Origin of the sequence: Algoriphagus lacus (genome assembly GCF_003583985.1) — a bacterium.
Taxonomy (GTDB): Bacteria; Bacteroidota; Bacteroidia; order Cytophagales; family Cyclobacteriaceae; genus Algoriphagus; species Algoriphagus lacus.
In genome coordinates this window covers 192,866-213,418 of record NZ_QXML01000004.1, presented here as the reverse complement: position 1 = coordinate 213,418, position 20,553 = coordinate 192,866, and the positions used below count along the sequence as shown (strand labels likewise).

The following is a 20,553-nucleotide window of genomic DNA, read 5'->3' as shown; positions in this document are numbered from 1 at the left end:
TATGACAACACTTGCACAAAAACTTGCTCCTAACGGGCCCAAACGAATTTTGGCACTTGATGGGGGAGGAATCCGAGGAGCCCTTTCATTGGGATACCTCAAGCATATTGAAGATCATTTGAGAAAGCAGCACAATAACCCAAAGCTCTTGCTTTCGGATTATTTTGACATGATCGGAGGGACCTCCACGGGATCCATTATTGCTACTTTATTGGCATTGGGATGGGAGGTGGATAAAATCAGGGAAAAGTACTTTCAATTGGGTGAAAAGATATTTGGCAGGAAGTTTAAGTGGTGGAAAATTTTTGAAATAGATGATGCTGTGAAAGCCAAGTATAATGATGAAGCATTGGTTACTGAACTTCGTAATGTGCTCGGAGAAACTACACTTGGAGATCAGGAAAAAATTCGAACTGCCTTAGTCATCGTGGCCAAGCGCGCAGATACCAACTCCGTTTGGCCGTTAAACAACCATCCGAAAGGTAAATTTTATGACTCTGGACATGGAAACAACAAAGCGATTCCCCTTTGGCAGTGTGTTCGTGCCAGCGCAGCCGCTCCAACTTATTTTCTCCCGCAGTCAATCGAAGTAGGAGGAGACAATAGTTATGCAGCTTTTGTAGACGGAGGAGTATCCATGGCAAATAATCCTGCGCTTCAGATGCTTATGGTTGCTACTCTTAAAGGATTCCCCTATCACTGGCGTATGGGCGAGGATAATATTTTGTTGGTCTCGGTGGGAACAGGAATGACTCGCTGGAAAAAAATGCCAAAAGAGATCAAAAAGAGCCATTTGTTAAGTTGGGCAGCTAATCTTCCCGAAATGTTCATGCAGGATGCCAGCTGGCAAAATCAACAGATACTACAGTGGCTTTCCCATTCCCCAACGGCATTTCACATTGACAGTGAAGTGGAAGTCATGAAGGATGACATCCTTTCAGATGATCCGGAAAGGAAAAAAGGACTGATTTCCTATTTGAGGTATAATCTCTTTATAGATACCAAGGACCTAAATGAACGCTTTAAACCAACAAAACCATTTACTCAAAAAGATGTGGACAATTTGGCCGCGATGGACAATGCAGAAAACTGCCAGCAACTTTATGATTTGGGATTCAAAGCAGGGGAACAAGAAATCCTTGGAGAGCATTTTCCATCCGGATTTAAAATAAAATCCTAATCGAGATCATATTCGAAAAGGAAGTTCTGAAAGGCGTTTTTTAGTTCTTTCAGGGCCTTTTCTTCTTTTTGAGAATCTGCCAATTGAATTCCTTTTTCAAAAATTTCCCGTGCTTTTTGGATTTCATTTGACTCTGCAAAAAAATGAGCGGCCGTAAAGTAAACAGGAAGGTACTCGGGATGGTTTTTTAGGAGAAATTCAAACAATTCAGACGCTTCTTCGGGGAGTTTTTCCCGAAGTTCCAGTGCCAAAGCATAGTAGTTAAAGGGGTTTTCGGGCTCTTCTTTGATAAAGTCTCTCAGTAATTGAAGTCTGTCCAAATTGCCCATGAATTGTTTTTTTAATTAAAGGTAGCCTGTTATTTTCACGCAAAATAAATCTAAAATAATCTAACTCTAAACCAATGAAGATTCTTGTTTGTATCACCCACGTGCCGGATACGACTTCCAAGATTCAGTTTACTGCCAACAATACCAAGTTTGATACCACAGGAGTGCAATACATCATCGGACCCTATGACGATTACGCTTTGGCCCGAGCTGTAGAACTTAGAGATCAAACTGGAGGCACATTGACTGCGATTAATGTAGGAGAAGCCGAAACTGAACCGACTTTAAGAAAATCACTCGCTATTGGTGCAGATGATGCAATTCGGGTAAATTCTTTTCCAAAAGATTCCTTTTTTGTGGCTACCCAAATAGCCCATTATGCCAAAGAAGGTGGTTATGATTTGATTCTGATGGGACGTGAGTCCATCGATTTCAATGGAGGAATGGTTCATGGAATGGTTGGTGAATTGCTTGGAATGCCTTCTTTTTCACCTGTTATGAAATTGGAGGTAGAAGGATCCAAGGTGAAAATGGCCAGAGAAATTGAGGGGGGAAAAGAATATGTAGAAGCTCAGCTGCCACTGATTGCTGGGTGCCAAGAACCCATTGCAGAATGGAAAATTCCAAACATGAGAGGTATCATGTCTGCCCGAACCAAGCCTTTGAAGGTGGTGGAACCTGTCTCTCAGGAAACGCAGGCCGAAGCTTCCAGCTACCAACTTCCTCCTGCAAAAGGGTCGGTTAAGCTTGTCGACAAAGACAATGTTGGTGAGTTGGTAAAATTGCTTAAAAACGAAGCTAAGGTACTTTAATCAATCTTTGGTAAATCTCATTAAATCAAGAATTTATGTCTATTTTAGTATATATCGAGCATGCAGAGGGAAAAGTAAAAAAGACCAGTCTTGAGGCTGTTTCCTTTGCAAAAGAACTTTCAGCAAAGACCCGGGAAGGTGAAGTTATCGCTGTGGCTTTGGGTACAGTTGATTCAGGCGAATTGGCTTCTGTTGGAAAAGCCGGAGCGGCGAAAGTATTGCATGCTTCCGATTCCCGGTTAAACGACGGAGTCATTCAAGCTCATGCAGCTGCTGTAGCTCAAGCTTTCAAATCTGTTGGAGCTAAAACTTTGGTTTTGGCCAAATCCTCTCTTGGTGATGCAGTAGCAGCACGGCTGGCGATCAAATTGAACGCGGGATTGGTTTCCAATGTGATTGAGTTGCCTAACACCGATAATGGGTATGTGGTCAAGCGAAGCATCTACACAGGAAAGGCTTTTGCTGAAACAAAAGTCACCACTGAAAATAAGATTCTTGCGGTAAAGAAAAATGCCGTAGACTTAAAGACCGATGGTGCAAATGCTTCTGTGGAAGCATTCTCAGTAAATCTTTCTGATTCGGATTTTGCTTCCAAAATCACTTCAACCGAAAGAGCAACGGGAGAAATCCTGCTTCCTGAGGCTGATATCGTCGTTTCTGGTGGTCGAGGAATGAAAGGTCCGGAAAACTGGGGAATGATTGAAAATCTGGCTAAGGTTCTCGGTGCCGCAACAGGCTGTTCCAAACCGGTATCAGATATAGGTTGGAGACCTCATCATGAGCACGTAGGTCAAACAGGTGTAAAAGTTGCGCCAAGTTTGTATGTGGCGGTAGGAATTTCAGGAGCGATTCAACATCTTGCAGGGGTCAATTCATCAAAATGCATCGTGGTTATTAATAAAGACCCTGAGGCGCCATTTTTCAAAGCTGCCGATTACGGGATTGTGGGAGATGCTTTTGAGGTATTACCAAAACTAACGGAGGCGCTTAAAGCAGAACTTTAATTTTTGTGGAAAAACTCGTAGAACTGGAAATTTTGGGGCTCTCATCCAACCACTCTCAATCAGGGTCATTTACCCTGGTAATGGGAGAGGTGGAAGGAAGCAGAAGATTACCTATTGTCATTGGGATGTTTGAAGCTCAGGCGATTGCCATCGAGATCGAAAAAATCATTCCCAACAGACCTATGACGCATGATTTGTTTAGATCATTTGCTGATAGCTTCAAGTTTGAAATTGACCGAATTGTCATCTCAGATATGAAGGAGGGAGTCTTTTATGCCAAAATCCATTGTAAAAGCAGTTTTGCAGAAGTTGAAATTGACAGTAGGCCTTCGGATGCGATAGCTATTGCAGTAAGATTTACAGCGCCTATTTTCTGTGCGGAGAAAGTAATGTCAGAGGCTGCCATAGAATTCACTGAGGAGGATAAAAAGCAGGAAAGTAAAAAAGAGGAAAAGTCTTCCCAGCCAAAACTTGCTCCAAAGAAGGAAGGTTCGCTAAAAGATTTCAGTTTGGATAAATTGAATCAGATGCTGGAAAAAGCGATCAACAACGAAGATTACGAAAGAGCCGCCCGAATCCGGGACGAAATAAACAAGAGAAACTAGAAACAAGGCCTCGAATCCAAATTCGGGGCTTTTTTCTTGCCTGCCTTTGGCCTATTTTTAGCCCTTCAATAAATTGCTTTGCATGGAATATTTGAGAGGTGCTTTAGGTTTGGCCGTCATAGTACTGGTGGCATATATTTTTTCAAATAATAAAAGGAGAATAGATTGGAGATTGGTCGGGATAGGGATCGCCCTACAACTGGTTTTCGGTTTTTTAATCACCAAAGTCGAATTTGTCCGGATGGGATTTGAATTGCTTTCTGAGGGATTTGTAAAGTTTCTCAGTTTCAGCGGCGCAGGTGCCACCTTCATTTTTGGCGATTTGGCCGGAGACAGTTTTGGATTCATTTTCGCATTCAAGGTTCTTCCTACCATAATATTCTTTTCCACCGTATCCGCTGGCTTGTATTACTTGGGGATTCTGCAAAAAGTAGTATTTGGGATTGCCTGGGTGATGGCACGGACCATGCGACTTTCCGGTCCGGAGTCACTTTCTGCAGCAGGAAATATCTTCCTGGGTCAGACTGAAGCCCCATTATTGGTAAGACCATTCATTCCCCAAATGAGTAAATCCGAGTTGATGTGCCTGATGACAGGTGGCATGGCTACAATTGCCGGAGGAGTTTTGGCTGGGTATGTTGCTTTTTTAGGTGGGGATAGTATGGAGGAGCAAAGCAAATTTGCAGCTTACCTTCTAGGTGCCAGTATTATGAATGCACCCGGCGCCATTGTAATGTCCAAGATGTTCATCCCTGAAACAGAAAAGGAAATCAAGCAGGATAAACTGGAAGTAAATAAGGAAGCGATGGGCGTGAACCTGATCGACGCCATGTCGATCGGTGCAGCAGAAGGCTTGAAACTAGCCTTGAATGTAGGAGGGATGCTTCTTGCCTTTATTGCGGTCATCGCTGCAATCAACTTTGGACTCAGCGGATTGATTGGTGAGTATACAGGCCTCAATGCCTGGGTGGAAAGCTCCACCGGTGGACAATTCAAAGGTTTTTCTTTGGAATATTTGTTTGGACAGATGTTTCGTGCTTTTGCTTGGATAATCGGTGTGGAATGGGTTGATACACTTCAGGTTGGTAGTTTGCTTGGGCAGAAAACTGTTATCAACGAATTTGTTGCATATTTAAGTTTAGCGGATATGAAAGAGGCAGCTTCAATCAGTCCAAAATCGATTGTAATTGCCACTTATGCGCTTTGCGGATTTTCCAACTTCAGTTCGATCGCCATTCAACTAGGAGGAATCTCTATCGTTGCACCAAATCAACAGGGTAATCTTAGCCGTTTAGGTTTCAAGGCTTTGGCTGCAGCCTCTTTAGCCTGTTTAATGACGGCGACAGTTGCGGGGATGCTGTATTAGAATTTAGATCGGAGACCTTAGAGCTCAATTCTGAAGTAGTAAGGTTGAAAAACGAAAAGCCCGATTTCCATTAAGAAATCGGGCTTTTTTTATGATTTTTCTAAATTCTTATTTCTAAGATTTATTCTTTTGTTCCATAAAGACCTTTGCTTACCTCTTCGTATTTGTCACCAGCTGCCCAGGTAGGTCTTTGGCTCCAATTGGCAATTTTCTGAGCGGAAAGGATGTAGGACTTCCAATAAACCTGAGCATAATCCAGATCAAAGCTTTCCACCTCATCGGCAGCTTTGTGGTAATACTGGTTGATTTTGTCATCAAAAGCTGTAAAGCCCAAGGTGAAACTAGGAGCAGGGATACCCTTTCGGGCAAAGTTCACATTGTCAGAGCGGTCGTAAAGTCCTTGCTCAGGAGATGGGTCAGATTTGGCAGTTAACCCAAATTCTGCTACGGCTTCGTTGATCAAAAAATCAGCGCTGGTTCTTCCCAACCCGATAACTGTAATGATTGAGGTGTCATTGTAGCCGGCATTGTCAATATTCAGATTGTAAACGATTTGATTCAATGGAACCAATGGATTGTTTGCAAAATAGCCACTTCCCAATAATCCTTTTTCCTCTGCGGTCCAAAGAGCGATCAGTACAGATCGTTTCGGAGGATTTTTCGCAAAGTATTTGGCGGCATTGATCACTGCCACAGCTCCGACAGCATTGTCACGGGCACCGTTGTAAATGGAATCTCCCTCTGCATCCGGAGTACCTACTCCCACATGGTCGTAATGGGCGGAAAGCATGATGTATTCATTTTTTAAAACCGGATCGGTTCCTTCGATCCAAGCCAGTACATTTTTGCCTTCAACGGTCGAATTTACTTTTCCTTCTACTGAAACTTCAGCTGATTTTAGCTTATCGCCGGTCATTTGATTTTTCAGATCCTCAATCCAAACGTAGGGAAGGTCACTCGTAGCACCTTGGCTAACACTCATTTGGGTTCGGTTCAAAAAACCGGAAACCAATTGCCATGGAACTGAGGGAACATTAAACCGTTCAATCAAAGCCACCGCACTTGCTTCTTTTGCTCGGGCAGTTTTTTCTCTTCCTTCGGAAAAAAGTTGGTTTGGACTGAGCTTATTTGGAGCACCGGCGTTGGTAACAGCAATTTTTCCTTTCAAGTCTTTTCCTGCAAAGTCTGCTGCCATTCCAAATCCTACATCCACCAACTCATAGGTTCCAGAGAAGGACTTTCCGTCCAAAACCAACATATTTTGTCCCTGCTTAAACTCCATACCACCCATTTTTATGGTTCCTGATTTGGGCGGTGCAGAAAGCCTGAACGGAATATTCTGGTAAAACCCATCGGCTCCGGGAATTGGCTTTGCTCCGGATTTTTGAAGTTGATCTGCGAGAAACGTGTAAGTCAATTTCACATCTGGTCTAGCAGGATCTCTTCCCTTAAGTTCATCGGATGCGAGATAAGTGAAATTGGAAATGGCTTCTTTACTGTTAAAGTTCTTTTCAATGTCCTGTTTTTGGGCATTGGCAAAAGAACCTGCAATGAGCAATAAGCCCAAGGATAAAGTCGGTTTGTTCATGGGGTAATTAGTTTCGTTGGGAAAATAGGTGAAAATCCTGATTTCAAATCCTGTCTTTCAGGATTTCATCCGATTGCCAGCCCAATTCCTGCATGATTGAATGGAAATGTACTGGAATCGGACAGGTTAAGTTTAGTATTTCAGTAGTGACCGGATGTTTGAATTCCAAGTGGTAAGCATGCAGCAATAGATTCTTCAATCCAAATTGGTTTTCGAAGAAAATGTTTTGCTTGTTATCTCCGTGTTTTTTGTCCCCAATGATGTAGTGCCTGATATGTGCCAAATGCCTCCGAATTTGATGAGTTCGTCCTGTATGAAGGTCGATTTTAAGAAGGCTGTACCTACTCGTAGGATACCTTCCAGTTGAATTATAGGGTATTTCGGATTGGGCTACTACGCTGAAACTGGTTTGAGCTTCCTGTAGTTTTCCCGAGCGCTCGCTATGCAAGGGGTGGTCAATCAATCCGGTTTTTTCCTGGGGAATCCCGCGGGCAATCGTGAGGTATGACTTTTGGACAGATCGATCCATAAACTGATTTTTCAAGGCAGGAAGAATTTCTTCCTGCTTTGCGAAAAGCAAAATACCGCTGGTAGCTCGGTCCAATCGATGGACAGGCGAAACCCAGGACCCAATCTGATCTCTTAGGAATTGCAAGGCGCAATCCGACTCCCCAAAGGCCTGCCTGGTACGGTGTACCAGTAAGCCCGCAGGCTTGTCGATGATTACAAGGTATTCGTCTTCAAAAAGGATGTTTAGCATGTTTTTTCCACCACGGAGTTCACCGAAAGCAATAGAGAGGTTGAATGAAACTTAGTCCCAATCGCGGAAATCCTCCTTATCTCTGATTATGCTGAGTTAAATTAAAAGATAGTCCCGGAACCGATGCATTCCTCACCCTGATGCCAAGCCACAAACTGACCGGAAGCAATTCCTTTTTGGGGTTGGTCAAATAGAACATAAAGCCCTTTTTCTTTCCGGATCAAGGTAGCACCGCTCAAGGGCTGTCTATATCGAATACGGGCCTGATACCGAGCAGATTCTCCGGGTTTAAGGGCCAGATCCTCCCGAATCCAGTGGATCTGATCCGATTTCACGAATAGCGCATTTCTCAGCAATCCCGGATGGTCTTCACCCAAACCCGTGTAAATCACATTTTCTTTGGTATCGGTGGAAATTACAAATAGCGGCTTTCCTGTCCCGCCCACCTGTAAACCTTTCCGTTGGCCAACAGTAAAATAATGCGCTCCGGTGTGCTCTCCGAGTACTTTTCCTTGATTTGGTGTGTAATGAATTGGTAGAGAAACAGCATCCAAAATCTCCTCATCCCAGTCTTCTGGCGCTATTCCTGCCGGTATCTGAACGTTGTAATAAACTTCCAGATTCTCCGGGATTTGGATGATTTTGCCTTTTTTGGGCTTGAGTTGCTGCTGTAGAAACTCCGGTAAGCGCACCTTTCCGATAAAGCATAGCCCCTGAGAATCCTTTTTGTCGGCTGTAATCAAGTCTGCTTCCTTGGCGATTCTTCGGACTTCCGGTTTTTGCAAATGGCCAATTGGAAATAATGCCTTTGCCAGTTGTTCTTGAGAAAGCTGACAGAGGAAATAGCTTTGATCCTTATTGGGATCAGCTCCGGCCAAAAGCTGGTACACGGGCTTTCCATCTACCTCGATTTCACCTTTTTGACAATAATGACCGGTAGCTACAAAGTCAGCCTTGAGTTTTTGGGCGGCTTTGAGGAAAATATCAAATTTGATTTCTCTGTTGCAAAGAATGTCAGGGTTGGGAGTTCGGCCAGCTTCGTATTCAGCAAACATGTAATCCACGATGCGTTCGCGGTATTCTTCACTGAGATCGATGGCCTGAAAGGGGATTCCCAGTTTTTCCGCTACCAGCATGGCATCGGTGGAGTCCTCCATCCAGGGGCATTCGTTGGAGATTGTTACGGATTCATCGTGCCAGTTTTTCATAAACATTCCGATGACTTCATATCCTTGCTCGATCAGCAAATGGGCGGCAACGCTGCTGTCAACCCCTCCGGAGAGGCCGACGACTACTCTAGGTTTTGTTCGCATAAGTAATAGATAATGGATTCAAGGTCCATTAGGTTACGGGATGGAAACGTCGATTTGGTTTCAATAAGTTCGTGAAGGTAGAGAATTGGGTAATTGAAAGATTGAAAAATTGTAACATTGGAAAATTGATTGAGGTTAGTCCTTAGTATGATTTTCCAATTTTTGTAACCTTCAAATTTTCCAATCCTATGTTCTCCCTACAATCCCGCATCCAAACTGGAGCTTTTTTATCCGAATTGGAATTCCAAACTGCCAGAAGTAGCGGTCCGGGTGGTCAGAATGTCAACAAAGTGGAGACTAAGGTCCAGCTCAGTTTTAATGTGAATAATTCCTTGGTTTTGAGTGAAGAGGAAAAATTGACTTTGCTTCAAAAAGCCGCCAACAAAATTGATCAAGAAGGAAATCTGCATCTTTCCTGCCAGGAAAAGCGATCTCAGATTCAGAATAAAGAACTCGTGATCAGGAAATTTTACGACCTTCTGAAAACGTCTTTTCACAAAAAGAAAATCCGGAAGGCAACCAAACCAAGTAAAGGTGCAGTCGAAGACCGTCTCAAATCCAAGAAAGTCCAGGCAGAAAAAAAGGCGAATCGGAAGTGGAAGGAGTAAACGAAATGACCCAAACTTTTCCAAAGTTTCAAACTTCGGAAAAGGTGTGTAGGAAATGAACTATGCAGCTTCTCGAGAAGAAGCATAAAATGCTAAACACTTATTTTTTTACAGATCCTGTTTTTTTCATAGTCATGAAAAACAGCGTAAAACCCGAGGCTATTGTAGCCAGTCCAAACAGGGAAAAAGCCCTCAACAGGAGGTTGTTGAAATTGTCCCGACCGGCATAATCCATCGTGTGAAACATCCAAAGAGCATCAAACCATCTCCAGCTGCGGTGCCGAACACGTTCAAAACTCCCGCTTTTTGCATCAATATAGGCCGTCAGATTTTCCGGATGGTCAAAGTTTACTGCCCAAGCAGGAAGAGGCCTTCCCCGAAATTCATGGTGATTCCCTGTTTCGGTGAGATACTCCACTGACTTGATCTGCAAGTCTTCTTTGATGTAAATCTTGGCAATTGCCTTGGCCTCCTCTTCTGTGATTTCCCCTTTGGCTTTTCCTGTTTGGGCGTGGAAAAGCTGGCTTTGGTTTACCCAGTAATAGGGCTGATGATTCACGAATCGTAACTCCAGGGTTGAAATTTCCAAGGTGGAATCCAAACTAGCAGGATCTACCAGATTACTGGCGGTCACGTGCATCATGTGGTCCTGATGGAAGTGATCCCCGTGGATTTCATCGATATCTGTCCAGGAGAAATACAAGCCAGAAACCGTCCAGAAAAAGAATTGGATTCCAATAAAAACGCCCAAAAACCGGTGAATTCTTCGGGCAAAGTACTGGTTATTTTTTCTCATTAGTTAAGGGTGATTGGAGGTAACAGGTAATGGGCTATCGGTTACTGGTTTGAAATTTTTCTTCAGTCTTGGGGCTCCCGTCCTCCATCTTAGTTTCAAAATACAAATGATAGTGCTTGCTACAACCCGGGTTAAAGGCCGCTTTGCAATTTGGGCAGGTATTGTTGCTTCCCATGTACTCATTGATGGTCAGTTCGGTCCCGCAGACCCCACATAGAATTCCTTTGGTATCAAATTCTTTCTTTGGCCAAACTTTCGGATCGTGGTCTGCAGTTTCCTCATGACAGGAAAAGCAGGGGTAATATTTTTCGCAGCATTTAAATTTAATGGCGATTACATCAAGTTGGGAATGCCAGTGAACACAGCGGGTTTGCTGGTCCACTGGCTTTCCATAGATGTTGATTCCGTTGATTTTGGAAGTCACCACAGGAAGCATCACAGGGCTTTCCTGAGCAGTAAGATGACCCGAGAGGGCCAAAAAAATTAAAAGTACAATCAGCTTCTTGGGTGATATCATTAGCGAAAGAAGAGGGCTTTTTCCTAAGGGAGAAAAGGATGACAGATCCTTTTCTCCATAGTTGATTTTTCGAAAGATAAGTCAAGCCTCCATTTTTCTAAAACCAAAAGCCTTTTTTTCCTTAATAGGTAAATGTCGCTCCGATTCCCCAGCCCATGTCACTGTCGTAATGGGAGGAAGCCGACCAGTATTTGGTGAGAATGTATCGAGCACCCACCGCATACTCCAGATCCGAATTGACCATGCCGAAAAGCCTAGCCCGCTTGGTAATTGGAATATCATCCCGGCTTAGTTGGAGGCGTACATATCCTGTATGGTCAACCTTCAGATCGGCCACAATGAACCAGGGGGCAGTGTACTGGAATCCCAGGTGGAAGACGCTTCGGTCATCTTTGGTATTGGTCTGACCAAATAAGCTTTCCTCCGCCTCATCTGTTTCCCTATACCTGAAGTCCCATCCTACATAGCCAAAAGCAAACTGATTTCGGCCAAGAAGTCTTCCAAAATGACTTTCCGTTTCGTATCCGTTTTTCGGATTCAAGCCAAGTCTCCATTCAGTCTGCAACATCCATCGGGTATTCATCAGGGTCACTTCTCCATCGGAGCCATTGCTTTCAAGCCCTATTTCGGCCCCGAGATAAAACCGGCGATCATCAGCATAGACTTTTCGCAATGCATACCGGGGATCCGGGATCTGAGGGTTGGGAGGGGAGTTTTCGTAGGTGAAAATCCTTCCCATTCCAGCCATCATGTGATAAAGAATATGGCAGTGAAAATACCAGTCTCCATATTCCTCTGAGGCATTGAACTCAATGGTATCCGTCTCCATGGGCATGATATCCAGCACATTTTTTAACGGAGAATAGTCCCCCATTTCATTTACCACGCGGAAGAAATGCCCGTGTAAGTGCATGGGATGCCGCATCATCGAATTGTTCTTCAGGATAATTCGGATGTTTTCTCCCTTTTTGATGAGGATTTTATCGCTTTCGGAAATCGTTTTATTGTCCAGTGTCCAGACGTACCGGTTCATATTTCCGGTGAGTTCAAACTCCAACGTTCGAACAGGTCCATCGGGAAGGGTGGTTTTAACCGGAGATTTGAGCATACCGTAATTGAGGGTCACGATTTCTCCGGGATTCTGATCTGTGGATGGTGGTTCGGTAAATTCCCGATACATCACCCCATTCATATCCATTTGCTGGAGGCTCATATTCATGCCCATATCGTTCATTTTGCCACCTACAGTCATCATGTCGTTCATCATCTGCATGCCTTCGAAATAGTCCAGCCGAGGAAGGGGAGTAGCAGGGAGTTTTTCTCCTGAACCCAACCAAAAGGAAGCGGATCCAATGCGATCCTCGGAAGTGGCGAGAAATTCAGCCATTTTTCCGGATTCCGGCACGGTCACTTCCACATCGTAGATCTCAGAAACCCCAACAATCAGGCGATCCACTTCAACCGGCTCCACATCGATTCCATCCGAAGCCAACACGGTAATTTTACCCCCGGCATAGGTCAGCCAGAAATAGGTGGATGCACTTCCGTTAATCACCCGAAGACGAACTTTCTCCCCGGGTTTATAGCTTTTCCGCTCCTCACTTTCCTTTCCATTCACCAAAAACTTTTCGTAGTACACGTCGCTCACGTCCATGGCGTGCATGCGCTTCCATTCGTTGTTGAGTTTGGTAGAGAATTTTCCCTCTTTGATGGATTCCGCATAACTCTGTACTGAATTTTTTTGAACCATATACCAATCGGTAGCAAAGTGCAGGGAACGTTCGATCTGATGCGGATTTTCGTCACTCCAATCGCTGAGCAAGAGTACTTCCTCATTTTTGGGCTGCTCACCGGCTTTGTGAATTACTATTGCCCCGTACATCCCGACTTGCTCCTGAAGCATCGTGTGCGAATGATACCAATAGGTTCCATTTTGTCTGAGTACAAACTCAAACGTATGGGTTCCGTGGGATTTGACCGGAGCCGTGGTTAAATAAGGAACTCCGTCCTGTTCATTGGGAAGCAAAAGTCCATGCCAGTGAATGGAGGTCTCATGGTGCATCAGGTTGTGCACCCGAACTATCGCGGTGTCCCCTTCGGTAAAGTGCAGGGTAGGCATAGGAATTTGTCCGTTGACCGCAATGCCAGGCTTCACCTTTCCGCTGAAGTTGACCAGCGTGTCCTTCACAAACAGGTCATATTCCACCCGTTTTTGGGAAAAAGCCTCCACCGTAAAAAGCCCCAATCCCAAAAAAAGCAAAGCGGATTTCCAATTTTGTTTCATAATATCAGTTCACATTCGTGAAGTCCAGATGGACGCTCACTTTTTCCCAACTCACCACTATCGTTCCTTCTTCAGGAGATACTTCCTGAATTTCATACGTCAGGCGCTCGAAGAATTCCTTGGATTTCTCTGGTTTGACTTCGAGTCGAATGACATCCTCAGCAGCATTATATTCATCTGCCAGATGTTGATCCCATCGGGTATTGAGGATCAGGATCCATTTCTTTTTTTCCGGGATGGTGAAAATCGCATATTTTCCTGCTGGAATAACTTTTCCGTCGATTCGGATGGCTTGCGTAAATTCCACATTCGTGGCTCGATGAGCACCAGTGACCCAGACTTGATCATAGGCTACCAAACCTCCCCATATCATTCTTCCGCGTACCGCAGGAGCATAATAGTTTAGGGTAAAGTGGTTTTCCCCTACCAATTGATGGACTTCTCGTTGGATGCTTCCTTTGATGGTGTCCTGCTGGGCTTGAGGAGAATTTGTGTGGTGCTCGTGCTGGGCCTGGCTAGGATTGGATAGAATCATCCCGGAACAAACCAAGCAAAGACCAAGGAATGAAGTTTTGGATCCAAGTTTATTGGAAAGATATTGAAGTGCTTTTTTCATGAGATGGTTTGGGGTCAATTCTTCGGTTTAAGCGTTTCTTTGACGTTACCGCAGGCTAGCATTTTTGAGCCATAGTATGGGTTTTTGATGGCGGATTCTGTGCTAAGCCAATAGCTCTTTTTCATCGGGCAATATTGATAAAACAGCTCTTGATTGGCCCATTTCTGGGTTTTTGCAGCTTCCCAGAGGACGGTAGACAACCCAGCAAATGCAGCCCGTTGTTTTTCCAGATCACTTCCTGCTTTTACCATTGCTTCTGTTTGCTTTACCAGATCTTTCTTTTGGGGAAATTCAGGAGAAGCATTCAGGCTTTTGGAGAGTTCACTGATGGCGGCACTGGATTTGGTCACATCACTGCTCACCAGTGCATCTTTGAGCGTCAAATAGTTGGACAAAATTGGATTGGTTTGGGCCTTGGCAGTGAAGGAAAACCCAAGAAGTAAAAGGAGAATCAGAATTCGGTTCATGATGTAGAAGAGTTAAAGGGTTTAAAATTTTTTCAGGAGAAAGCAGAAGGATTACCCTTCTACTTTCTCAATAGTGTAGCCTGCGGTTTTTACTTTTTCGATGACCTCTGTTTCGGATAAGTTTTCACCTTCGACTGTCAAAATTTTGGATGGATTGGCTATATCCACAGACCAGTTGGAAACTGATTCTGCAGCATTCAGGTGTGGAGTAACAGTGGCAATACAGCCGCTGCATTTGATGTTGGTTTTGAATTGAAGCGTTTTCATTTTTTGAATTAGTTAATTAGAGAATAAGAGAATAGAGATATTTGGATTTGTTTTTTTGTTGATAGCCTAAACTAGGCTAGCGTACTTTTACAAGGTTCTTCCTTTCAAACGGAGACTATTCAGCACTACCGATACCGAACTGAAAGCCATCGCGGCACCGGCAATCATCGGATCCAACAGGAAGCCGTTGATCGGGTAGAGGATGCCTGCAGCGATCGGAATGCCGATGATGTTGTAAATAAAAGCCCAAAAGAGGTTTTGCTTGATTCCGTTCACGGTTAATGTTGAAAGTTTAAATGCCTGAGGGACTTTTTCCAAATCTGAGGTAATCAGTGTCATTTTAGCTACATCCATTGCAATATCCGAGCCGTGTCCCATAGCGATGCTGACATCCGCCTGAGCCAAAGCCTGGGAATCGTTAATTCCGTCGCCGACCATGGCTACGATTTTTCCCTTGGACTGCAGTTCCTTGACAAATTCAGCCTTGTCCGCCGGCATTACCTCTGCTCTGAAATCGGTCAAACCCATTTGTTTTGCCACTGCTGCTGCTGTTTGTCTGTTATCGCCGGTTAGCATATACACTTCCACTCCCGACTTTTGGAGTTTTTGGATTGCGGACCTTGAACTCGGTTTAATTTGATCTTCAATACCTAAGATGGTCAGTGATCGGGTTTCATCTGCAAACCAAATCACCGTTTGGGCTCGTTCACTCCAGACTTTTGCTTCGGCTTCAAGATCTGCAGTGATTGCAATTCCATTTTCCAGAAGCATTTTCTGATTACCCACGAAGTAGGATTTGCCTTCCACTTTGCCCTTAACGCCCCGACCGGTAAGGCTTTCAAAACCCTGCAACGAACTCGGCTGTACGCCTTTTTCTTTCAGGTACTTTACCACTGCGTCCGCGAGAGGATGCTCGGATTTGGATTCCAAGGCCAGAAGGATTTGCTGTACCCCCCAACCCCCTGAAGGGGGAGAAGAAAAAGCTGTTGCACTATCCAGATTGCTTCGCTCCTCTGTCGCTCGCAATGACGTTTGCACACTGTCCACAGCTGGATACGTTTCCCCGTGGGTGGAATGTGGTCGGTGTACTGTTGACTGTTCACTGCCCACTGAACTCTGCCCACTGGATTCTGCCCACTGAACACTTGCCACTGTTGGCTTTCCTTCCGTAATAGTCCCTGTTTTATCTAGGATCACAGCATTCACCCGATGCCCCAATTCCAGACTTTCGGCATCTTTGATCAGGATTTGATTTTCGGCTCCTTTGCCCATTCCAACCATGATGGCTGTAGGAGTAGCTAAACCCAGGGCACAAGGACAGGCAATTACCAATACGGCCACGGAGGTCAACAGACCATGGGTAAACGCATCCTCTCCACCAACAACCATCCACACGCCAAACGTCAACAGGGAGATCAAAATGACGGTTGGAACAAAGATTCCGGCAATTTTATCCACTAATTTTTGAACAGGGGCCTTGCTGCCCTGTGCTTCCTGCACTTTCTGGATGATTTGGGAAAGGAGGGTTTCTTTCCCTACTTTTTCAGCGATGAAGTGAAAGCTGCCTTTTTGATTGACCGTTCCGGAAAAGACTTTTTCTCCCGCTTTTTTCAGAACAGGAACGGGTTCTCCGCTGATCATGCTTTCGTCTACGTAGGAATCACCGCTGATTACTCGGCCATCTACTGGAATTTTTTCACCCGGACGCACCAGAATTTCATTTCCAACTTGCACTTCAGCGATTGAGAGTTCCTTTTCAACGCCATCAACCACCACTTTGAGTGTTTTCGGCTGTAGGCCCATGAGTTTTTTCAAGGCTTCGGAGGTACCGGATTTGGCCCGCTCCTCGAGAAGTTTTCCAAAGGAAATAAACACAATAATGACTGTGGCTGCTTCAAAGTAGACATGAGGATGTATCCCCCGTGCATGCCAGAATTCGGGAAAAAGGGTGTTAAACACCGAGAAAATAAATGCGATTCCAGTACTCAGGGCCACCAGTGTATCCATATTGGCCTTCCCGTTTCGGGCTTGCTTCCAGGCGTGTATGTAAAAATCCCTTCCGAAGAAAAACAATACCGGAACACTTAGCACCAGAGAAATCCATCTTCCCGGTTCCCAATCCATGAAGAACATGCCGAAAACAACTATCGGCAGGGTTAGGATGGCTGCACCGATTGTTTGTTTTTTGACCTTGAGGTAATGTTCCAACCGAGCCTCATCCTGTGCGGCAGAGGGATCTTCCGCATCTACAATCAGATCATATCCGACCGACTGAAGGGCTTTTTGGAGGGATTCAGGTGTGGTTCCCTTGGTGTATTCGACCAAGACCGTATTGGCAGCAAAGTTGACGGCTGCCGATTTGACGCCATCGGTGTGGCTAAGCATGGACTCCACACTGGCAGCACAGCCTGCGCAGGTCATACCCAACACCGGAAAAGTTTGTTTGATTAATGATCCTTCCGATTTATTACCTGTGCCTGGCAGGCTTTTCGGATCACGGATTTCAGTTGCATCCATCATTAGCTAGTTTTAATGATACAAAATTGGGGAATGACCCACTCAAAAATCTTATAGGATTTTGTAGAAGATTTATAAGATTTTGATGTGGGGAAGGAGGTGGGGAGGTTGGGGAAATTGGAGAAGGGCTGGGGTAGGTTGAAAAGCAATCTCTTATCCCTGTGCCTGTCAGGAAAAGTTTTTTTTAATAGCAGTTGTTAGACTGAATAATTATGGGTCAAAGCCCGAAGACTTGAACCAATTGAGAACGACATCAATTCCCCGACCCCGAAGGTTGTCGAACAGATTACCTTCTTTCCCACAAGTTCAACCATACGAAATTGCGGAGCTAATCGGGACTTGCTCTTCAAAGTTGTCAAATTCATCCCATTTCGTTGGATTCTTTATTTTTGGAGGCTTAAGGCCATTTTTTTGGAAGATTGTTGGTTACTATAAACAGATGCTATAGGTATCATAGTAATTACTTCAACTTATTTCTCAGGGTTAGCTGATGTTTTCCCAACTAGGTGGAAGATTGGTCGTATTTACTCCAAATCGCTAACATTAGTGATTTGTAAATCCTGTCAAAATGAAAATGTTCGTCCTTCCTATTTTACTTTTTCTTCTGGTAGTCACTACTTCCTGTGAAAATCTGGAGGGGAAACTTCAGGAAAAAGTAAACCTGATCAATGAAAAAGCAGAGTCGCTTGATTCCCTGATGAATAAGGAATTGGGCAAAGTGAATTCCTTGGATTCATTAATTAACCGAAATTTGGACAAGGCAGATTCGCTGGACGCAATGATCAATAAAGAATTGGAAAAGGTAAACTCGTTGGATTCTTTGATCAATGATACTGCCTCAAAGGTAGATTCGATGGTAAAAGGAAAGGCGGACCGGATCAATCGAATAATTAATTGACGGTATCGACTTAGCAGTGTCAGCCCGTTTGAATTGAGGATTATAATAAATCCTCAAATCTGATCCAGAGATTTTCTTTCTCCGGGATGGTTTCGCTTGAATTCGGATGGAGTCATGCCGGTCTCTTTTTTGAACTGGGCCGAGAGGTAGGCCACGCTGCTGTAATTCAGCTGGAAGGCAATTTCGGAGAGACTGAGTTGGTCATAAAAAAGTAATTCTTTGACCCGCTCGATTTTTTGTCGGGTAATAAACTTCTCAATGGTGATTCCCTCGACCTGGGAAAAAAGACGACTCAGGGAACTGTACTCATGATCCAGTTTATCAGCTAAGTAGGTTGAGTAGTTTTCCCCCAAATTTTGATCAGAATGGTGGATTTGCTCGATGATCAGGGCTTTAATTCGGGAAATTAAGGCGGATGATTTGGATTCAAGCAACTCAAATCCTTTTTGGTTTAAGGACTGGGCAAGTTCCGTTTTTTGCCTTTCACTCAATGGTGTGGAAAGGGTTACTTTTCCGAGTTCTAGGTTATCAAAATCAATTTGGGCATCCTCCAGTGATTTTTTGACTGCTTCGATGCAGCGTGGACACACCATATTCTTGATCAGGATCTCCATAAAAATAATATTTCTGTAAAGGTCCGAATTTACCGGCAGGGTTCCATAGCTGCATTTTGCTTTTTTCGAGCAAGGAAGTTATTTCCGATATATCAATATTTTATTTTGGATACTTGTCTATTAGAAATAAAAAAGTTTTAAAATATTTTAAAAACAAAAATTATGATTGTAGATTACTCGATCAAAATAAGTCTTCAAAGACTCATTTTGGTTACTTTTGGTTTAATAAATAGCCAAAAATCCGGTTTGATGAACCGGATTTTTGTTTTGGGGGCTGTGCTAAATCGACACTTCCGGCGTCCTTGTTTTAGGTTGATCAACTTGGAAAATAATCATTCCTAGTGCGATCAACGCAAAGTTTTTGATGATGTATTGACCGACCAAGGTGGGCGTAAACCAGCTATGCCAGGTATCGTTTGGCAAGAGAAGTACTGGCAAAAAGGTCGAAACCATGTGAATCAGTAAAATGTACAAGGCCATCCTGGTGATTTGGGGAAAAAGCCAGATGATTCCGATAATGCATTCAAACAGTCCAAAGAGTCGGGAGAAGATATCAAATGGGATTATTCCGGCCAGAATCTGATCGAAGAGATTGTTAACCAGAGGTTCGGCAGGGGAGATGCCCAGGACTTTTAGGATTCCAAACCAGAAGTAAATGATAAAGAGGGAAATTCTTCCAAAGCGTATTAATTTGTTCATAGGGGGTAGATTAAGGCCGAAACTTACCCCATCCCCAGAAAGACATTCCTGACAAAAGTCAATAACCCAGGCAAGTTTAATCAACTAAATCAGGTCTGTTTTGCTATTCTAGAGGGCCCAATCCAGCAAAAGGTAAAAAAGCGAAGGACATACCAAGCATCCCAAACCGGTATAGAAGGTTGCGGTCACTGCACCATAGGGAACCAGCTTCGGGTCGGTAGCAGCCAATCCTGCGGCTACCCCGCTGGAAGTCCCCATGATTCCGCCGAAAGCCATGGCGGAGCCGGGATTGTTGAGTCCGATTTTGGGAGCCAAAATCGGAGTGAGAATTGTAACGGCAATGGTCTTGACTACTCCAGTCCCTATGCTGAGCGCAATCACCTCTGAACTCGCACCGATGGCACCTCCGGTAACTGGCCCAACGATGTAGGTACAGGCTCCAGCACCGATCGTGCAAAGACTCACCGCATCTCGATAGCCCCAGGCCCAGGCGATGGCAACACCTGCTAAAAAGAATACGCCAATTCCCAAAATCAAGGAAATCAATCCCAGCAGCCCACTTTTTCGGATCAATAAAAAACTTGCTCCAATAGCGGTTGCGACAATTGAAAAATCCCGAAACATCGAGCCACCAAGGGTAGCCAGACCTTTGAACAGACCGATGTCGGAAAGTCCGTTTTCACCTTTTCCGACTACTCCTCCCAGATAGCCAAAAACCAATGCGAGGAAAATTGCGATGGCCGATCCCGGTATCTTGGACTGGAGGATTTTTTTGGAAAACACATCTGTCAACCAAGTCAATAAGCCTACTAATATGAAAGCGACTATGAGCCCGTTTTTGTCGATAATTTTTACAAATTCCTCCATTTCATTCTTCTGTTTTGAAGGATTTGATCAGCATATAGAAAACTCCAAAGGCAAGCACCACTGGAATTATTCCTCCGAATATGGCCAAGGTACCGGAGGAAACCGCTGATTTTACATTCAAACTGGCAGCCATCGCGATCACAATCGGGATATATAGTTTGTTCCAAAATTCAATTCCAAATTCCAGTTCGCCTTTCCACCAGCCATTTTGAGTGAAATACTCCTTGGTCACAATCAGGAAAATCATTGCAAACCCAACACCGCCCACATTGGCGCTGATCCCCAGCCAGGATCCAAGCAGTTCACCTGTCCACATACCGAGAATGAATGAGAATGAAAGTAGGGCAAGGCCTTTGATCATGGGGATTTAGGTTGATTGTATTAAGATTTTTCGTATAAGACCAACAGCCTTGAAGCTTTGGATTGATCAATTGAATTTTAAGGTG

Annotated in this window: 22 protein-coding genes; 7 read left to right on the top strand and 15 right to left on the bottom strand. The window is 44.2% G+C overall.

The features are described from left to right. Position 1: 1 nt before the first annotated feature. The gene (locus D0X99_RS09935) at positions 2–1,180 is read left to right on the top strand and encodes a patatin-like phospholipase family protein (RefSeq protein WP_119477637.1); all 1,179 of its coding nucleotides are present in this window, start codon (positions 2–4) and stop codon (positions 1,178–1,180) included. Here D0X99_RS09935 and D0X99_RS09930 read toward each other — a convergent pair. Then, entirely contained in the window at positions 1,177–1,509 is a 333-nt protein-coding gene (locus D0X99_RS09930) for a tetratricopeptide repeat protein (protein WP_119477636.1), read from the bottom strand. The two genes, D0X99_RS09935 and D0X99_RS09930, sit on opposite strands and share 4 nt — an antisense overlap. A 74-nt stretch (positions 1,510–1,583) precedes the next feature. On the opposite strand from D0X99_RS09930, the gene D0X99_RS09925 reads away from it, so the two are divergent. From D0X99_RS09925 to D0X99_RS09910, 4 genes are all read left to right on the top strand, one after another. Then, entirely contained in the window at positions 1,584–2,321 is a 738-nt protein-coding gene (locus D0X99_RS09925; protein ID WP_119477635.1) for an electron transfer flavoprotein subunit beta/FixA family protein, read from the top strand. Positions 2,322–2,356: 35 nt separating this feature from the next. Then, the gene (locus D0X99_RS09920) at positions 2,357–3,325 is read left to right on the top strand and encodes an electron transfer flavoprotein subunit alpha/FixB family protein (RefSeq protein ID WP_119477634.1); all 969 of its coding nucleotides are present in this window, start codon (positions 2,357–2,359) and stop codon (positions 3,323–3,325) included. A 5-nt stretch (positions 3,326–3,330) separates the two neighbouring features. After that, a complete protein-coding gene (locus tag D0X99_RS09915) occupies positions 3,331–3,930 on the top strand; it encodes a bifunctional nuclease family protein (RefSeq protein ID WP_119477633.1) in 600 nt (199 codons plus the stop codon). A gap of 82 nt (positions 3,931–4,012) precedes the next feature. Further along, positions 4,013–5,296: a NupC/NupG family nucleoside CNT transporter gene (locus D0X99_RS09910; protein WP_119477632.1), complete on the top strand. Its 1,284-nt coding sequence runs from the start codon at positions 4,013–4,015 to the stop codon at positions 5,294–5,296. Positions 5,297–5,417: 121 nt separating this feature from the next. On the opposite strand, the gene D0X99_RS09905 is transcribed toward D0X99_RS09910, so the two are convergent. From D0X99_RS09905 to mnmA, 3 genes are all read right to left on the bottom strand, one after another. After that, positions 5,418–6,884, bottom strand: coding sequence for a M28 family peptidase (locus D0X99_RS09905; RefSeq protein ID WP_119477631.1), 1,467 nt, complete (start codon positions 6,882–6,884; stop codon positions 5,418–5,420). Between the two features lie 43 nt (positions 6,885–6,927). Beyond that, on the bottom strand, positions 6,928–7,644 hold the full coding sequence (locus D0X99_RS09900; protein ID WP_119477630.1) for a pseudouridine synthase: 717 nt from the start codon (positions 7,642–7,644) through the stop codon (positions 6,928–6,930). A gap of 101 nt (positions 7,645–7,745) precedes the next feature. Continuing rightward, positions 7,746–8,957, bottom strand: a complete 1,212-nt coding sequence (gene mnmA, locus D0X99_RS09895; RefSeq protein WP_119477629.1) for a tRNA 2-thiouridine(34) synthase MnmA — start codon at positions 8,955–8,957, stop codon at positions 7,746–7,748. 188 nt (positions 8,958–9,145) lie between these two features. Between mnmA and arfB the strand changes: the two genes are divergently transcribed. Further along, positions 9,146–9,565 (top strand): alternative ribosome rescue aminoacyl-tRNA hydrolase ArfB, encoded by a 420-nt coding sequence (gene arfB / locus D0X99_RS09890; RefSeq protein ID WP_119477628.1) that lies wholly within the window; start codon positions 9,146–9,148, stop codon positions 9,563–9,565. A 100-nt stretch (positions 9,566–9,665) separates the two neighbouring features. On the opposite strand, the gene D0X99_RS09885 is transcribed toward arfB, so the two are convergent. The 7 genes from D0X99_RS09885 to D0X99_RS09855 form a co-directional block, all read right to left on the bottom strand. After that, positions 9,666–10,361: a PepSY domain-containing protein gene (locus D0X99_RS09885; protein WP_119477627.1), complete on the bottom strand. Its 696-nt coding sequence runs from the start codon at positions 10,359–10,361 to the stop codon at positions 9,666–9,668. Between the two features lie 34 nt (positions 10,362–10,395). After that, positions 10,396–10,878 (bottom strand): CHY zinc finger protein, encoded by a 483-nt coding sequence (locus D0X99_RS09880; protein WP_119477626.1) that lies wholly within the window; start codon positions 10,876–10,878, stop codon positions 10,396–10,398. Between the two features lie 121 nt (positions 10,879–10,999). Continuing rightward, a complete protein-coding gene (locus tag D0X99_RS09875) occupies positions 11,000–13,162 on the bottom strand; it encodes a multicopper oxidase domain-containing protein (protein WP_119477625.1) in 2,163 nt (720 codons plus the stop codon). Positions 13,163–13,166: 4 nt separating this feature from the next. Continuing rightward, a complete protein-coding gene (locus tag D0X99_RS09870; protein WP_233553693.1) occupies positions 13,167–13,778 on the bottom strand; it encodes a DUF2911 domain-containing protein in 612 nt (203 codons plus the stop codon). A 14-nt stretch (positions 13,779–13,792) separates the two neighbouring features. Beyond that, positions 13,793–14,245, bottom strand: coding sequence for a DUF3347 domain-containing protein (locus D0X99_RS09865; RefSeq protein WP_119477624.1), 453 nt, complete (start codon positions 14,243–14,245; stop codon positions 13,793–13,795). Positions 14,246–14,296: 51 nt separating this feature from the next. After that, positions 14,297–14,512 (bottom strand): heavy-metal-associated domain-containing protein, encoded by a 216-nt coding sequence (locus D0X99_RS09860; RefSeq protein WP_119477623.1) that lies wholly within the window; start codon positions 14,510–14,512, stop codon positions 14,297–14,299. Between the two features lie 87 nt (positions 14,513–14,599). Further along, on the bottom strand, positions 14,600–17,029 hold the full coding sequence (locus D0X99_RS09855) for a heavy metal translocating P-type ATPase (RefSeq protein ID WP_119477860.1): 2,430 nt from the start codon (positions 17,027–17,029) through the stop codon (positions 14,600–14,602). 568 nt (positions 17,030–17,597) lie between these two features. Between D0X99_RS09855 and D0X99_RS09850 the strand changes: the two genes are divergently transcribed. Further along, the gene (locus tag D0X99_RS09850; protein ID WP_119477622.1) at positions 17,598–17,927 is read left to right on the top strand and encodes a hypothetical protein; all 330 of its coding nucleotides are present in this window, start codon (positions 17,598–17,600) and stop codon (positions 17,925–17,927) included. A 53-nt stretch (positions 17,928–17,980) separates the two neighbouring features. Here D0X99_RS09850 and D0X99_RS09845 read toward each other — a convergent pair whose 3' ends face one another. The 4 genes from D0X99_RS09845 to D0X99_RS09830 all read right to left on the bottom strand — a co-directional run bounded on the left by D0X99_RS09845 (position 17,981) and on the right by D0X99_RS09830 (position 20,468). Then, entirely contained in the window at positions 17,981–18,541 is a 561-nt protein-coding gene (locus D0X99_RS09845) for a helix-turn-helix domain-containing protein (RefSeq protein ID WP_119477621.1), read from the bottom strand. 279 nt (positions 18,542–18,820) lie between these two features. After that, positions 18,821–19,240: a hypothetical protein gene (locus tag D0X99_RS09840; RefSeq protein WP_119477620.1), complete on the bottom strand. Its 420-nt coding sequence runs from the start codon at positions 19,238–19,240 to the stop codon at positions 18,821–18,823. 108 nt (positions 19,241–19,348) lie between these two features. After that, complete coding sequence (madM, locus tag D0X99_RS09835) at positions 19,349–20,107, bottom strand: malonate transporter subunit MadM (protein ID WP_119477619.1); 759 nt, start codon at positions 20,105–20,107, stop codon at positions 19,349–19,351. A gap of 1 nt (position 20,108) precedes the next feature. Beyond that, positions 20,109–20,468 carry a malonate transporter subunit MadL gene (locus D0X99_RS09830; RefSeq protein ID WP_119477618.1) on the bottom strand — a complete coding sequence of 120 codons (360 nt, stop codon included), beginning with the start codon at positions 20,466–20,468 and terminating at the stop codon, positions 20,109–20,111. Between the last annotated feature and the right edge of the window lie 85 nt (positions 20,469–20,553).